We start from the raw sequence: 14,876 nt of genomic DNA on the forward strand, positions 1-14,876 counted from the left end.
ATGACCATCGACCGCATCGTCCACATCGTCGCAGGCACCTTCATTCTGGGCAGCCTCGCCTTGGCCCACCTCCACAGCCCGAACTGGCTCTGGTTCACCGCGTTCGTGGGCGCGAACCTGCTGCAGAGCGGGATCACCAACTGGTGCCTGATGACCTCCATCCTGCGCAAGCTGGGCGTGCCGGAAGGCCCTGCCGTCGGCTGCTCGCGGTGAAGGCCACGGCGATCCGCCTGGCGCTGGGTCTGCTCGTGGGGGGTGCCCTCGGCTACGGCTGGCACCGCCTGGTGGGCTGCAGCACGGGCGGCTGTCCGCTCACCGCCACGCCCCTGCGGGGCATCAGCTACGGCGCCGTCATGGGCCTGCTCTGGGCCTTGTCCCGGTAGGTCGCCTGGAACCATTCCACCTGATTCGGAGGGCGCATGTCCCCACTGCTGGACCACTGGTACTACCTGCTCCCCCTGGCGGCCATCGGCTACCTGTGGTGGAGCCGCCGGTCCGCCTCGGCCACGGACATCCAGGCGCTGCTGGGCCGGGGCGCCCAGGTGCTGGACGTGCGCACCCGGTCCGAGTTCAAGGCCGGCGCGCACCCCAAGGCCATCAACATCCCCCTGGATGAGTTGGAGGGCCGGACCCGGGAACTGGACAAGGCCCGGCCGGTGCTCGTCTGCTGCGAGACGGGCAGCCGCAGCGGCTTCGCGGTCTCCCTGCTCAAGCGCGCGGGGTTCGCCGAGGTCGCCAACCTGGGCTCTTGGCGCCGGCTCTCCACCCTGCTTTCCTGAGGCCCTCCGCGGCAGCGGCTGACCTGCCACCGGCCTGGCAGCATAGAACCCGTTGTGGACGACAATGAACCCGGGCGGCTCCGGGCGTGGGATACTGAGCCGACGCGCGCCGGGACAGGCGGGCGCTTTCTTTGGACAGGAAGGGCACCATGGGCGATCCGCTGTTCTGGCACCGGCTTCAGTTCGGCTTCACGGCGACCTACCACTACCTCTTCCCCCAGCTCACCATGGGCCTGGCCTTCCTCATCGTGGTGTTCAAGGCGATGGGCCTGCGCTCCGGCGAGGCCCGGTACGCCGACGCCGCGCGGTTCTGGATCAAGATCTTCGGCATCAACTTCGCCGTGGGCGTGGTGACGGGCATCCCCCTGGAGTTCCAGTTCGGCACGAACTGGGCGCGGTTCTCGCAGCTGTCCGGCGGCATCATCGGGCAGACGCTGGGGATGGAGGGCATGTTCGCCTTCTTCCTGGAGAGCAGCTTCCTCGGGCTGCTGATCTGGGGCGAGAAGAAGCTGTCGCCGAAGGGGCACTTCCGCGCGGCGGTGGCGTTGTGGCTGGGCAGCTGGCTCTCCGGCTACTTCATCGTGGCCACCAACGCCTTCATGCAGCACCCGGTGGGCTATGCTGTGGCGCCGGATGGCACCCTGCAGCTCACCAGCTTCTGGGCCTTCCTCCTGAACCCATGGGCCCTGGGCCAGTACGCCCACACCATGATCGCCTCGGTGGTGACGGGCTCCTTCGTGGTGGCCGCCGTGGGGGCCTTCTGGACCCTCAAGGGCCTGCATGCCGAGCAGGCGCGCCTGAACCTGCGGATGGGCACGGTCATGGGGCTGATCTTCAGCGTCCTGGTGGCCTTCCCCACGGGTGACCTCCAGGGCAAGCTCGTGGCGCGGCACCAGCCCATCACCCTGGCCGCCATGGAGGGGCGCTTCGAGAGCGGTCCCCGGGCCGGGCTCACCCTCATCGGCCAGCCCAACGTGGCCCAGCGGAAGATCGACAACCCGGTGCAGCTGCCCGCCGTGCTCAGCTTCATCGCCTACGGCACCTTCAGCAGCGACGTGAAGGGCCTGTCGTCCTTCCCCGAGGACCAGTGGCCGCAGAACATCGAGCTGCTCTACTACAGCTTCCACATCATGGCGGGCCTGGGCACGCTCATGATCGCCGTGATGGGCCTGGCGGCGCTCCTGCTCTGGCGGGGGCGCCTGGACGCGAACCGACCCATGCTCTGGGCGCTGATGCTGGCCTTCCCCTTCCCCTACATCGCCACCACGGCCGGCTGGGCCGTGGCGGAGTTCGGCCGCCAGCCCTGGCTGATCCACGGGGTGCTCCGTACCAACCAGGGCGCCTCCCCCACGGTGCATGCGGGTCAGACGGCCTTCACGACGCTGGGCTTCGCCGGCATCTTCGTGGTGCTGAGCATCCTCTTCCTCTATCTCATCGGCCGGGAGCTCGCCCACGGCCCCGTGAAGCACTAGGAGGCCGCCATGGAGCTGCTCTGGTTCTGGATGGTCGCCGTGATGTTCTCGATCTACGTGGTGATGGATGGCTTCGATTTCGGCGCGGGGGTCCTCCACCTGGCCGTGGCGAAGACCAACGAGGAGCGCCGGGAGGTGCTGGGCGCCATCGGGCCCTTCTGGGATGGCAACGAGGTCTGGCTGCTGGCGGGCGGCGGCTCGCTCTTCCTGGCCTTCCCCAAGGTGCTGGCCTCGGGCTTCTCCGGCTTCTACCTGGCCATGTGGGTGGTGGTCTGGTGCCTGATGCTGCGCGGCATCTCCATCGAGTTCCGCTCCCATGTGCAGGATGGTCTCTGGCGCCACTTCTGGGACGGCACCTTCGCCCTCGCCAGCCTGCTGCTGCCCGTGCTCTTCGGCGCGGCCCTGGGCAACGTGCTGAGGGGCGTGCCGCTGGATGCCAGCGGCTACTTCTCCGTGCCCCTGTGGACCACCTTCCGGCTGGGCCCCCAGCCCGGCGTGCTGGACTGGTACACCGTGCTGATCGGCGTGTTCACCCTGGTGACCGTGACCGCCCACGGCGCGCTGTTCCTGGCCTGGAAGACCGAAGGGCCCGTGCATGAGCGGTCGCGCGCCCTGGCCGGGCCGCTTTGGGGACTCGTGCTGCTCCTGTGGGTGGTGGCCACCGGCGCCACCTCCGTGGTGAATCCGGGCATCTTCCGGGGGTTGGCCGGGTCCCCCCTGGCCTGGGGCTTCACGGCCCTCTTCGTCGGGGGGCTGGGCCTGGTCTCCCTGGGCCTGCGGCGGCAGAAGTTCCTGCTGGCCTTCCTGGGCTCGGGCGCCTTCATCCTGGGCATCCTCGCGGCCAGCGCCGCCAGCCTCTATCCCGTGATGCTCAAGTCCACCCTGGACCCGGCCTTCGACCTCACGGCCCTGAACGCCAGCGTGGGCCATCACGGGCTCCGCACCGGCCTGGTCTGGTGGCTCCTCGGGTTCCCCCTGGCCATCGGCTATGCCGGGTTCCTGTTCCGCTTCCACCGAGGCAAGGTCAAGGCCGCGGCGGAAGGCGAGGGTTACTGAGCCGAGGCAGCGAGCAGCCTGATCAAGCCAGGGCACGCCCCGGTCCGGGGAGTTCCGCCACGGCTCCGGGAAAAGGTTGCCCTCAGGGTCATCCTTCTGTGATTTCGGTATCATCCAGGCCCGGTGGGGGGAACAGGGACGGCAGTCTCTGCCACCATGCCCAGGGCTGGCAGCGGCCACCCACCCCCCTCCCGACCCCATCCCCCAGGCGTCATGGCCCTCCTCACTGAAACCGATGCGGCCTACGGCGCTTTCCTGAAGGCACGCTGGGCCTCCCGCTCCCTGCGGCTCGGGAAGTACGCCGTCGCCGGGAATGGGGTCCTCCTCCTCTTCGACTGGGTGCTCACCCGTGCGCAGCCCGGCCCCCCGGAGCTGGCCACCCTCCTCGCCGTCCGGCTGGGCTGGATCCTGCTTCCGGTGGCGGGGATGCTGGGCGTGCGCGCCGCCGCCCGGGTCAACCTGCTGCCCCCCATGGTCATCACGCTGTCCCTGCTGTGGTGCTGGGGGAACGAGTGGGCCTACTTCAGGCTCGGCCTTGCCGGGACCGCCATCCAGGCCATCGCCGTCATCGCCTTCTGCGTCACGGCGGCCACCTTCCTGCCCCTGCGGCTGCGGGGGCTGTTCGGCATGTTTGCAGCCATCGCCGCCGGCCATGTGGCGCTGAACATCCTCTGGCCCCAGGCCCGGCCGCTCAGCCAAAGGCTCTGGACGGACGCCGGGATGCTTGCCTTCGTCTCGGTGGAGCTCGTGCTCTTCCGGAACCTCGCGGTCAGTCAGCACCGGGGCCTGGCCTCACGGGCGGCCCTGGAGCGCACGCTGGCCGACCTCGAAGCCAGCCAGCGCGTGACCGAGGAGCACCTGCAGGAGAGGGTCCAGCAGGCATTGCAGGAGGTGAAGGTCCTCTCCGGGTTGCTGCCGATCTGCGCGTGGTGCAAGTGCGTGCGCGACGACTCGGGCTACTGGGCGCGGATCGAGGCCTACGTCGCCGAGCATTCCGAGGCTTCGTTCACCCATTCGATCTGCCCGGAATGCGCCAAGAAGGCGTTGGCCGGGGAAGACTGAACCGCGTGCCTCCGGGAGGGATCAGGGGTGGGCCTGGTGCCTCGCCACGATCCAGTCCACCACCTGGTCGAGGCTCATGCCGCTGGAATCGAGCTCGACCGCGTCCTCGGCCTTGCGCAGGGGCGAGGCGGCCCGGGTGCTGTCGGCCAGGTCGCGGCGCTGGAGATCCGCCAGCACGGCTCCGAAATCCGGTGACTGGCCTTTGGCCTGCAGTTCCAGGAAACGGCGCTGGGCGCGGGCCTCGGGGCTGGCGGTGAGGAACACCTTGCAGCAGGCCTGCGTGAACACCACGGTGCCGATGTCGCGGCCGTCCACCACCCAGCGGCCGCGGTTGCCGATGCGGCGCTGCTGGTCCACCAGCACCTCGCGCACCCGGGCATCGGCGCTCACGGGCGTGACCAGGAGCGTGACCTCCTGGCTGCGGATGGCCTCGCTGACATCCTCGCCCGCGAGATAGGTCCGGCCCTCGTTCAGCGAGAGGTCCAGGCCGGACAGCACGCCCTCGAGGGCAGGTCGATCCGTGAGCTCGATGCCAGCCCGGTGGATGGCCAGGGCGGCGGCCCGGTACATGGCGCCGGTATCGAGGTACTGCCAGCCCAGGCGCGCGGCGGCCCGTTTGGCGGTGGTGGACTTCCCCACGCCAGACGGGCCGTCGATCGCGATCAGGGGAAGGGCGGAAGCGGTCATGGCTTCAGTTTGAAGCCCCGCGTCCCGCCATTCCATCACTTCATGCCGAAGTCCTTGAGGATCTTGGGATCCTTCTCGTCCTGGGCCAGGATCGTGTGGCAGGTGTCGCAGTCGCCCTTGATGCTGCGGCCATCGGCGGCAGTGTGGTTGCCGTCATGGCAGCGGAAGCAGCCCACGGATTCCTCATGCCCGATGTTGTTGGGGTGAGTGCCCCAGGTGATCTTCATCTCGGGGAAGACGTTGCGGAGGTAGATGGCCTTCACCACCTCGCCGGCCGTGTCCACCTGGGCCCGCTTCTGCTTGTAGATCTCGGGGTAGGTGGTGCGGTAGTACTCGGCCAGGGCCACGGGGATCTTGGCGGCAGCGGCCTTCTGGTCGGCGTAGTCGACCTTCAGCAGCTCCAGGGCCTGCTTCTTGAGGAAGGGCAGCTCGGCGCTCATGCGCTTCTCGGCCATGGCCTTGTCCAGGGCGCGATCGGGCAGCTGGAAGGCGTGCGTGGGCCGGTTGTGGCAGTCGATGCAGTCCATCTTGCGGACGGTCGCCTTGTCGACGGTCTCCTTCGGCAGCTTCTTGAAATCGTCGGTGACGTACTCGACCAACTGCCCGTTGTCATCGCGGTAGGTGACCTTGGGGATCTCCTGGCGGCGCGCGTCGGTGGTGATGTAGCTGATGCGCTCCATGGCGTCGAGGTGGCGGCCGTGGATGCCCGTGGTGCCGTTGGGCGTGTGCCCGCCGATCTTCAGCAGCAGGATGCTGGTGGACGCCGTGTTGGCCTCGTCCTCGGCGAACTTGGTGCGGACGATGAGCTTGTCGTTGGTGAACTTCTGGGGCCAGTGGCACTGCTCGCAGGTCTCGCGGGCGGGGCGCAGGTGCTCGACGGGGCTGGGGATGGGCCGGGAGAAGGTGCCGAAGGCCACGGCGAAGAGCTGCCGCGAACCGGAGATCTTGGCCCGCACCAGGGCGGGGGCGCCGTGGCCGATGTGGCACTGGGCGCAGCCCACGCGGGAGTGGGGCGAGTCCAGGAAGGCCGTGTACTCGGGGCTCATGACCGTATGGCAGGTCAGGCCGCAGAACTGGTTGGAGTCCATGTACTCCACGCCCTTCAGGCCCGCCGTGCCCAGGATGGACACGTTGATGAACGTGAGCACGCCCACCACCGTCAGCAGGCGGCGCACGCCGGGCTGCTTGAAATCCACCGCCTGCAGGGGCAGGGGGGTCTCACCGGCGAGTTTCCGCTGGCGGCGCAGACGGATGATGCCCAGGGGGATCAGGGCCAGGCCCACCAGGAACAGGGCCGGCAGGATCAGGAAGAGGATGATGCCCATGTAGGGATGAATGGACCGGGGGCTGGTGATTTCCATGAACCAGAACCAGACCAGCACGAAGGCCGAACTGGTCGTCATGGCCGCGCCCGCCAGGGTCATCCAGTTGTTGCCCAGCTGGAAGGCCAGCCGGGTCAAGTCTCTGACGCGTTCCGTAAAGCTCATATACCCACCTCCAAAACCAAGGGGCCAGACCATTGGACATTTGAGTATGAAATGTCTCTCATTACCCTAATTTCCTCCTACTGCTCCTGCAAGGGCGAAACAGGGTGCTTTCCCATTCAAACCCTTTGCTATCAATGGACCTCGTTCCAGGTTGTGACAGATGTCCAGGCCTGTCCGGGGTGCCTCAGGAACCTTGCCGACCGAGCAGGTCGAGGAAGGAAGCCCCGTACTGCTGAAGCTTCTTCGGCCCCACGCCGCTGAGGGCTAAGAATTCGGCCTCCGTGGCGGGCTGGAAGCGCGCCATCTGCTGGAGGGTGGCGTCACTGAAGATCACGTAGGCGGGCACGCCCTTGGCATCGGCCAGGCGTTTCCGCAGGGCCTTCAGCTCCCGGTAGAGTGCCTCTTCGCCCTCCACCGGCGCCTCCGTGAGCGGGGGCCGGGAGCCGCGCGGCGAGCCGCGCTTGGCCTTGCCGGGGGAAGGCGCGGTTCGCAGCGGGTCGTCGCCGCTGCAGACGTCGCAGGAGGACCCGCAGGCATCCATCCGCTCGCCGAAGTGGGCGAGCAGGGCCTGATGCCGGCAGAACGTGGCCTCGGCGAGGCGGAAGAGGTCCCGGGTCTGCCGCTGCTGGGCCTGGGCCAGGGAGGCCTCCAGGCCGTCCGTGAACCGGTCATAGCTGAGCACGTCGCCCCAGCCGTAGAACATCACGCAGTCGGCATCGGCCCCGTCGCGGCCTGCGCGGCCGATCTCCTGGTACCAGCCCTCCACGCTCTTGGGCATGTCGCGGTGGATGACGTAGCGGATGTTGCTCTTGTCGATGCCCATGCCGAAGGCGACCGTGGCCACGATGACGTCCACGTCGTCGCGCTGGAACGCCTCCTGGGCCGCGGAGCGGGCCGTGGGGTCCATGCCCGCATGGTAGGCGGTCGCGCGGATGCCCTCGCCGGAGAGGAAGGCCGCGGTGGCCTCCACCGCCTTCCGCGACAGGCAGTAGATGATGCCGCTGTCCCCGCGCCGGGCCAGGACGAGGCGCAGCAGCGCTTCACGCACCGGGGGCAGGCCTTCCGCCCCTTTGCGGTAGGCGCTGATGCGGAGGTTGGATCGGAAGAAGGAACCCTGCACCTCCACGGGGTTCCGCATCTCCAGCTGGGCGGCGATGTCGCGGCGGACTTCGGGCGTGGCGGTGGCCGTGAGGGCCAGCACGGGCACCTCCGGGAAGCGCTGCTTCAGGCCGGCGAGGGTCCGGTAGGCGGGGCGGAAATCGTGCCCCCAGTGGCTGATGCAGTGGGCCTCGTCCACGGCGATGAGGCGCAGGTCCACCTCGCGCAGCAGGTCGGCCAGGTAGAGCTCGAGGCCCTCTGGCGCGGCGTAGACCAGCTCCAGCTCGCCGTTCTTCAGGGCGCGAATGCGCTCGCGCCGGGCCTCGGCGTCCAGGCTGGAGTTCAGGAAGGTGGCGCGGAGTCCGGCTTCCGTGAGGGCATCGACCTGATCCTTCATGAGCGCGATGAGGGGGGAGACCACGAGCGTCACGCCGCCCAGCAGCCGCGCGGGCAGCTGGTAGGTGAGGGACTTCCCGGCTCCGGTGGGCATGATGCCCACCACGTCGCGGCCCGAGAGGACGGCCTCGATGATGGTGCGCTGGCCCGGACGGAAGGCGTCGTAGCCGAAGGTGGCCTTGAGGGCCGATTCCAGGTCAGGGGACGCCTCCAGGTCCGAGGCCAGGCGTTTCAGCGCGGCGATGGCCTCCGTGTCGAAGGCCGTGGGCTCGGTCTTGTAGCGGGCCCGGAGGCTCCGCAGCCCTTCCCGGCATTCCACGCGCGCGCCCTGCGCGAGCAGGGCGCGGAGCCTCTCAATTTCGTCCGGAACCCGCCCCAATCAGCAGCCGCCGTCGAGCAGGGGGCCGGCGGCGTTCCAGAAGGCCTGCATCTCCTCGGGCCTGCCGAAGGACACGCGGATGTGGTTGGGCAGGGCGTAGCCGTGCATGGGACGCACGATCACGCCGCGCTGCAGCAGCTCCTTGAACAGATCCGTGGCCTGGAAGGCGCTCTCCAGCAGGATGAAGTTGCCGCTCGTGCCCGAGAGCTGGCAGCGGTGCTTTGCGGCCTCCTGGACGAAGGCGGCGCGGGCCTCGACGTTCTTCTGGCGCGAGAAGGCCTCGAAGGCCAGGTCCTGCACGGCGACTTCCGCCGCGGCCTGGGCCAGGTGGTTGGTGTTGAAGGGGCTGCGCACCCGCTCGAGGAGGCCCATCAGCTCCTTCGAGCCGAGGCCGTAGCCGATGCGCATGGCGGCCAGGGCGTGGATCTTGGAGAAGGTGTGGAGCACCAGCAGGTTGGGACGCTGATCCAGGTAGGCGGCGGCATCCGGGTAATCGGCGGGATCCTCGTACTCGGCGTAGGCCTGATCCACCACCAGCACGATGTCCTCGCGCAGGTCGCGCACCAGCCGCTCGATGGCAGCGCGCTCGAGGCGGATGCCCGTGGGGTTGTTGGGGTGGCCCAGGTAGACGAGACGGGTGTCCTCGGCCACCGAGCGCAGGAGGTCGTCCACGTCCAGTTCCGTGGCAGAGGCCCGGGATTCGATGACGCGGCCGCCGGCGGTCTGGGTGGCGATGCCGTAGATGGCGAAGCTGTGCTTGGGGATGACGGCGCTGCCGCCGCCCAGGAAGGCCGCCTTGGCGACCATCTCCAGGATCTCGCTGCTGCCGTTGCCCAGGACCACGCGGTCCACCGCCAGGCCCTTGCGATCGGCGATGCGCTTGCGCAGGTAGTAGCCGTCGCTGACCGGGTACAGGCCCAGGCCCTCGAACTCGGAGCCGGCGATCACGGAGGCCACGCGTGCCTTCACGGCCTCGGTGGGCCCCCAGGGGTTCTCGTTGGAGGCGATCTTGACGATGCGGGTGAGGCCCAGCTCCCGCTGGACTTCCTGGATGGGCTTGCCGGGCACGTAGAGGGGGATGCCGGAGAGGCGCTCGAAACCGGGAATGCTGGAGAGGCTCGCCGTCATCATGCGGGCCGCTCGGAGAGGACCTTGTCCACGATGCCGTACTCCAGGGCCTCTTCGGCGCTCATGAAGAAGTCGCGGTCCATGTCCTTCATGACCTTCTTCAGGGGCTGGCCCGTGTGCTTGGCGAAGGTGGCGGCCAGGTTGTCCTTCAGGCGCTGGATCTCCTTGAAGGTGATCTCGATCTCGGTGGCCTGGCCCTGGGCGCCGCCCGACGGCTGGTGGATCATGATGCGGGCGTTGGGCAGGGCGAAGCGCTTGCCCTTGGTGCCCGCCGACAGCAGGTGGGCGCCCATGGAGGCGCACTGGCCGATGCAGTAGGTGACGATGTCGTTCTTCACGAACTGCATCGTGTCGTAGATGGCCAGGCCCGCGGTCACGCTGCCGCCGGGGCTGTTGATGTAGATCTGGATGTCCTTGTCCGGGTCCTCGCTCTCGAGGAAGAGCATCTGGGCCACGATGGCATTGGCCACGTTGTCGTCGATGGCGGTGCCCAGGAAGATGATGTTGTCCTTCAGCAGCCGGGAGTAGATGTCGTAGCTGCGCTCGCCGCGGGGCGTCTGCTCGATGACGATGGGGGGATAGTAGCTGCTGGGCATGGGCCCTCCGGCTGATGGATCAGAATAGCAAGAAGGCGCCGGATGGCGCCTTCTCCGTGAAACGGGCACAGACTACTTCTTGGCGGCGGGCTTCTTGGTCTTGGGTTTCTCCTCGGCCTCGGGTTCCTTGGCCTTGGCGGCCTTCTTGGCGGGCTTTTCCTCGGCCTCGGGCACGTCCTTGGGCGCAGCCTTCTTTGCCACCTTCTTGACGGGCTTCTCCTCGGCCTCGTGGTCGTGTCCGTGGTCACAGTCGGGGCCGTGGACGTGCTCGGTGGCGGGCGCCACGATGGCGGGCTCGCCGCCCTCCTGACCTTCCAGGTCGCCACCCTCCAGCCCGCCCGCGTCGAAGCGGTTCACGGGGATGCCGGCCTCGCGCTTGCGCTCCAGCTCGACCAGGGCCTCGAAGGCGGCCTTGTCGAGCAATTCCTCCGCGACCTTGGCGGTGGTCAGCAGGTGGTCGAAGATGCGGTCCGTGCGCAGGCGGCCCTTGATCTCAGTGGCGTTGCCACGCTTCTCCAGCTCGGCCTTGAAGGCGTCGAAGGGCTGCTGGACCTGGTTCTCGGCCATGAACTGGCGGATCTCGGCGTCGATGTCCGCTTCGGGGACTTCGATGGACTCGGCGTTGCCGATGGCCTGCAGGAGGTAGCCGCTGCGGACGGCCCGCTCGGCGTCGCTCAGGCGGTACTGGCGGTAGGCCTGCCAGTTCACCTTCTTGGGGTCCATGCCCTGGCGACTCACGTGCTGGGCGAATTCCTGGCAGTAGTCGTCCAGTTGCAGGCCCACCATGGAGCGGGGCACTTCGAAGGGCGCGGCGTCCAGCAGGGTGTCGAGCATGGTCGCGTGGAGCCGGGCCACGGCATCGCGCTCGGCGGCCTCTTCCAGGTCCTTCCGCACGGCGGCCTTGAGGGCCTCCAGGTTCTCGAAGGCGCCCATGTCCTTCGCGAACTCGTCGTTCAGCTCGGGCACTTCCTTGGTGCGGAGGTCCTTCACCTGAACGTCATAGGCGAGGCTCTTGCCGGCCAGGACTTTGTTGGCGTCATCATCCGGGTGGGTCAGGGTGAAGGTCTTCTTCTCGTCCACCTTCATGCCGACCAGCTCGGCATCGAAGGGTCGGGTGGCGTCGATCTCGAGCACCTGATCCTGGTAGGTCTGGGCCTTGAGGCCCTGGGGCTTCACCCGGATGTCGCAGGTGGCGATGAGGCCGGTGGCCACGGCGCCGTCCTCGACCGGCAGGAACTTGGTGGCGCGCTGGCGCAGGCCTTCCAGGTGTTCCTGGACGGTGGCCTCGTCGATGGCGCGCTTCTTCTTGGTCAGGGCCATGGTCTTGTAGTCGGGCAGGGTGACTTCCGGAGCCACGTCGAACTGGGCGCGGAAGACGGCATCGGCGCCCTCCTTCAGGTCCAGCTTCTCCAGGGAGGGGTGGGAGATGGGCAGGGCACCCGCTTCCTGGGCGGCCTTCCAGAAGTGCTTCTCCACCAGCTGCTGGGCCACGTCCGACTGGATCTCGCGGGCGTACTTCTGCATGAGGACCGGGCGCGGCGCCTTGCCGGGGCGGAAGCCCGGGATGCGGACCTTCGGGGCGATCTTGGCGACCACGTCGTTGAAGGTGGCGCTCACCTCGGCGGCGGGCACCGTCACTTCGACGGCCTTGCGGGTGGGGGAATTGTGGTGGAGGGTGGCGGACATGGGTGCTCCGTGATGCGGTAAATGCCTGGGAATCATTCAGCTTTTGTCTAACACCAAAATCGCCGCAGGCGATTTTGGTGCGAACGGTCGGACTCGAACCGACACGGTGTGAACCGCTGGAACCTAAATCCAGTGCGTCTACCAGTTCCGCCACGCTCGCAAAAGCCGAATTGTCAAAGGGGTGGTGCGCCCAGAGCGACTCGAACGCCCGACCCTCAGGTTCGAAGCCTGATGCTCTATCCAGCTGAGCTATGGGCGCGCACCGAATCCCCTAGTCTACCTGGAACGTCCGGTCGCATCGACCCCAGGGTTGGCTGGATAGAGCGCCGGATGCTGAAGGCTCTATCCAGCTTCGCCCGTGGCCTATCGGACGCGCCGTCTGGCGCGTCCTCCCGCTCGCCTTGCTCGCGGAGGCCGGAGCCGGGCGCGCACCGAATCCCCTAGTCTACCTGGAAAGGCCGGTGGCTTCGAGCCTGAACGACCGCCGGACCGCGGAATGGCCTGCGGGGCAGGCCAATGGAGCGAGGATCCGGCGAGGAGTTCATGCCACCTGCCACCAGCGCCCTCAATCCAGCAGGCACCAGGCATCTTCGGCCCCGTGGCGCCTGAGCCCGGCCAGGGCCGCACCATCCAGGCCCATGCGCCGGGCGGCCAGAGCTTCCGTATCCAGGTCGCAGGGGATGACGCCGGGATCGTCGGTGCCCAGGGCGCAGCGGACGCCGAGGCTCAGCATCCGGGGCAGGGGGTGGGGGTCCACGTCGGCGGCCAGGGCCCGGTTCGAGCTGGGGCAGATGTCCACGGGAATTCGCCGTTCGGCCAGCAGGTCGAGCGTGGCGTCATCCGCACGAATGCCGTGGACGATGCGCGAGACGCCGCCGTCCAGGATGGCCTCGCGCACGTTCACCCCGTGGCCGTTCTCGCCCGCGTGGGCGGCGATGCGCAGGCCCGCCGCCCGGGCCCGGTCGAAGACGGGGGCCCAGTCCCGGAAGGGGCAACCCTCCAGCCCCCCGGTGGAAAAGCCCCTCACGAAGGGGGGCAGTTCCGGCAGCACCAGGTCGAGGACCGCGTGGCCATGCCCGGGCCCGAAGTGGTTCACCGCGTCCACCACTACGCAGCCGCGAACCCCCAGCGCCTCCGCCTCGGACAGTCCCGCTTCCATTCCGCGCCAGAACTCAGGGAGGGAGATCTGCCCGCGATGGACGACGAGGAAGTGCGGGGAGGCCCACAGGTCGAAGCCGCTGCCACCGCAGGCCCGGGTGCGCCGCGCCACGGCCAGGACGGCCTCGCGCAGGGCGCTGCGGCTGTCCAGCAGGGCGGCCCCGAAGAGGAAGGCCTCGATGAAGCCTTCGAAGGGCAGGGCCTGTCCGGACCAGAGGGCTTCCAGGCTGGCGGGCAGGGGCAGACCCCGGCGCTGCGCTTCGCCGCTGACCCATGAAGGATCCAGCCCGCCTTCGAGGTGGGTGTGGCGGTCGATGAGGGGCGGGACAGACGGATCGTGCATCCCGCTTCTCCCAAACCAGGTCATGTTCTTTCCCTCACGGGCAAGCGCAGCTTGCCCGCCTATTCGTCGTAGTCGTCCATGCGCAGGTCGCCGGGATCGAAGCCCTCGCCACGGCCCCGCTCGATGGCGACGCCGCTCTCGGTGAACGTCTCCTCCAGGCTCTCCGCCTCGGGTTCCGCGGCGAAGTCGTCCTCGATGACGTGGACGCTCTTCTCCTTCTTCACGGCCTTCGGTTTGGCCGGCGCCGTCTTCTGGTTGGCCCCGCACTTCGGGCAGATGGCCTCCGGCTTCCCGAAGTCATAGAACTTCGCCGCGCACTGGAAACATGTGAATTTCTTGCCAAGATCTGCCATTGCCCGTCCCCGTCCAAACCCAAAGGAACAAGGTTCTACCAGATCCTGGCCCGGTTGTCATCCCTTGTGATCGGCAATCCTAGGCCCAGGGGGCGGCACCCAGCTTCGTGGCATCGCCATCGCACAGTTGCTGGATGACGGTGTTGGTGAAAATCCGGTATCGAATTTCGACGCCCTCGCCGAAGCGCTCCACAAAGGTGGCGCGGCTCCTTTCGAGCTCGTCCCGGAGCTGACCATAGAGGTTCCCCTTGGTGTGGGCCATGGCGACCTTGGCGGGGAAGTAGAGTTCCACGTCGCCCACCAGCACGCGGGCCAGCCGCTCAGCCGCGGCGCGGGTCCGGGGATCCAGTTCGACGGGGGCGGCCGGTTCGATCGGCTCAGGCACGACCTGGGTGGGGGCGCTGGGGTGGACTTCCCGTGGTGGCTGGGGAGGGTGTTCCTCCTCCTTGCCGGAGGCCAGGGCGGCCAGCATGGCGGAGGCCACCAGGACCAGCGCACGCACCTGTTCCGGGTGGTCCAGCTTGGGGCGGAGGCCGCTGTCCACCAGAACCAGGGCCACGGCCCGCTTCTTGTGCCGGAGGGGGAAGATGGCGGCGTCGGAGGCTTCGAAGCCGCTGATGGCCCCGAGCAGGGCCGCGTAGCCCGCTCCCTTGCGACGGATGGCCCGGGTGGAGCCGTGGATCAGGGCCTCGAGTTCTTCGGGGGGCACGATGGCGCCGGGCTTCCGGGGGGCCTCGCCCTCGAAGCCCCGGTGGGCGTAGAGGGAGGCCAGCCCCTGCTTGAGGATGAACAGGGCGCTGCGTTCGGCCAGGGGGCCCAGGGCATCCAGCAGCCGCTTGAGCAGGTCGCTCTGGCTGGCGGCCTCCTCGAGCAGATCCAGGCCCGGTGCCAGGTCCGGAATCTGCGGCCCGGCTGGGGGGAGGGTCCCGGCGGAGGAACCGCCGTCCCGAAGCTGGGCGAGGAGGGCCTCGTCGGGATGGAAGTTCCCCAGGGCGTTCTGCCAAGTGGCCATCACTTCCTCAAGGAGGGTCTGGTTCTGCTGATTGAGCCAGGCTTCCAGGCGGGTCCTGAGGGCGTCGTTCTGGGGCTGATCCACGGGGCGGGAGTCGCTCATCAGGGGCTCGAGGAAAGTTGGACTCAAGGGTATCCCATTCCTGGCCTTTTCCCGTCTGCTGGCAATTGAACCCGTGAACCGT

General features: G+C 68.2%; 15 protein-coding genes and 2 tRNA genes. 6 read left to right on the top strand and 11 right to left on the bottom strand.

Going from position 1 to position 14,876, the window contains the following annotated elements:
* From QOZ81_RS04040 to QOZ81_RS04065, 6 genes are all read left to right on the top strand, one after another.
* Complete coding sequence (locus tag QOZ81_RS04040) at window positions 1-213, top strand: YgaP family membrane protein (RefSeq protein ID WP_291201260.1); 213 nt, start codon at window positions 1-3, stop codon at window positions 211-213.
* Window positions 210-383, top strand: a complete 174-nt coding sequence (locus QOZ81_RS04045; RefSeq protein WP_291201256.1) for a DUF6132 family protein — start codon at window positions 210-212, stop codon at window positions 381-383. The genes QOZ81_RS04040 and QOZ81_RS04045 overlap by 4 nt, the downstream gene beginning before the upstream one ends.
* Before the next feature lie 36 nt (window positions 384-419).
* A complete protein-coding gene (locus QOZ81_RS04050; protein WP_291201253.1) occupies window positions 420-779 on the top strand; it encodes a rhodanese-like domain-containing protein in 360 nt (119 codons plus the stop codon).
* Between the two features lie 149 nt (window positions 780-928).
* Window positions 929-2,251 (top strand): cytochrome ubiquinol oxidase subunit I, encoded by a 1,323-nt coding sequence (locus QOZ81_RS04055; RefSeq protein ID WP_291201250.1) that lies wholly within the window; start codon window positions 929-931, stop codon window positions 2,249-2,251.
* Window positions 2,252-2,260: 9 nt separating this feature from the next.
* The gene (gene cydB, locus QOZ81_RS04060; RefSeq protein ID WP_291201247.1) at window positions 2,261-3,307 is read left to right on the top strand and encodes a cytochrome d ubiquinol oxidase subunit II; all 1,047 of its coding nucleotides are present in this window, start codon (window positions 2,261-2,263) and stop codon (window positions 3,305-3,307) included.
* Between the two features lie 213 nt (window positions 3,308-3,520).
* The gene (locus tag QOZ81_RS04065; RefSeq protein ID WP_291201244.1) at window positions 3,521-4,369 is read left to right on the top strand and encodes a hypothetical protein; all 849 of its coding nucleotides are present in this window, start codon (window positions 3,521-3,523) and stop codon (window positions 4,367-4,369) included.
* A 21-nt stretch (window positions 4,370-4,390) separates the two neighbouring features.
* On the opposite strand, the gene cmk is transcribed toward QOZ81_RS04065, so the two are convergent.
* From cmk to QOZ81_RS04120, 11 genes are all read right to left on the bottom strand, one after another.
* Entirely contained in the window at window positions 4,391-5,056 is a 666-nt protein-coding gene (gene cmk / locus QOZ81_RS04070; protein ID WP_291201241.1) for a (d)CMP kinase, read from the bottom strand.
* 35 nt (window positions 5,057-5,091) lie between these two features.
* Window positions 5,092-6,543 (bottom strand): NapC/NirT family cytochrome c, encoded by a 1,452-nt coding sequence (locus QOZ81_RS04075; RefSeq protein WP_291201238.1) that lies wholly within the window; start codon window positions 6,541-6,543, stop codon window positions 5,092-5,094.
* A 184-nt stretch (window positions 6,544-6,727) separates the two neighbouring features.
* Window positions 6,728-8,356 carry a RecQ family ATP-dependent DNA helicase gene (locus QOZ81_RS04080; RefSeq protein ID WP_291201235.1) on the bottom strand — a complete coding sequence of 543 codons (1,629 nt, stop codon included), beginning with the start codon at window positions 8,354-8,356 and terminating at the stop codon, window positions 6,728-6,730.
* A 60-nt stretch (window positions 8,357-8,416) separates the two neighbouring features.
* Window positions 8,417-9,547: a pyridoxal phosphate-dependent aminotransferase gene (locus tag QOZ81_RS04085; protein ID WP_291201232.1), complete on the bottom strand. Its 1,131-nt coding sequence runs from the start codon at window positions 9,545-9,547 to the stop codon at window positions 8,417-8,419.
* On the bottom strand, window positions 9,544-10,140 hold the full coding sequence (gene clpP, locus QOZ81_RS04090) for an ATP-dependent Clp endopeptidase proteolytic subunit ClpP (protein ID WP_291201229.1): 597 nt from the start codon (window positions 10,138-10,140) through the stop codon (window positions 9,544-9,546). Before clpP ends, QOZ81_RS04085 begins: the two co-directional genes overlap by 4 nt.
* A 72-nt stretch (window positions 10,141-10,212) precedes the next feature.
* The gene (gene tig / locus QOZ81_RS04095; protein WP_291201226.1) at window positions 10,213-11,826 is read right to left on the bottom strand and encodes a trigger factor; all 1,614 of its coding nucleotides are present in this window, start codon (window positions 11,824-11,826) and stop codon (window positions 10,213-10,215) included.
* 75 nt (window positions 11,827-11,901) lie between these two features.
* A tRNA-Leu gene (locus QOZ81_RS04100) sits at window positions 11,902-11,986 on the bottom strand.
* A 22-nt stretch (window positions 11,987-12,008) separates the two neighbouring features.
* Window positions 12,009-12,085: transfer RNA gene (locus QOZ81_RS04105), tRNA-Arg, on the bottom strand.
* 306 nt (window positions 12,086-12,391) lie between these two features.
* Window positions 12,392-13,327, bottom strand: coding sequence for an adenosine deaminase family protein (locus QOZ81_RS04110; RefSeq protein ID WP_291201223.1), 936 nt, complete (start codon window positions 13,325-13,327; stop codon window positions 12,392-12,394).
* Window positions 13,328-13,386: 59 nt separating this feature from the next.
* Complete coding sequence (locus QOZ81_RS04115) at window positions 13,387-13,680, bottom strand: FYDLN acid domain-containing protein (RefSeq protein WP_291201220.1); 294 nt, start codon at window positions 13,678-13,680, stop codon at window positions 13,387-13,389.
* A 79-nt stretch (window positions 13,681-13,759) separates the two neighbouring features.
* Window positions 13,760-14,794, bottom strand: coding sequence for a hypothetical protein (locus QOZ81_RS04120; RefSeq protein WP_291201217.1), 1,035 nt, complete (start codon window positions 14,792-14,794; stop codon window positions 13,760-13,762).
* Window positions 14,795-14,876 lie beyond the last annotated feature (82 nt).

This window comes from Geothrix sp. (assembly GCF_030219325.1).
Classification (GTDB): domain Bacteria; phylum Acidobacteriota; class Holophagae; order Holophagales; family Holophagaceae; genus Geothrix.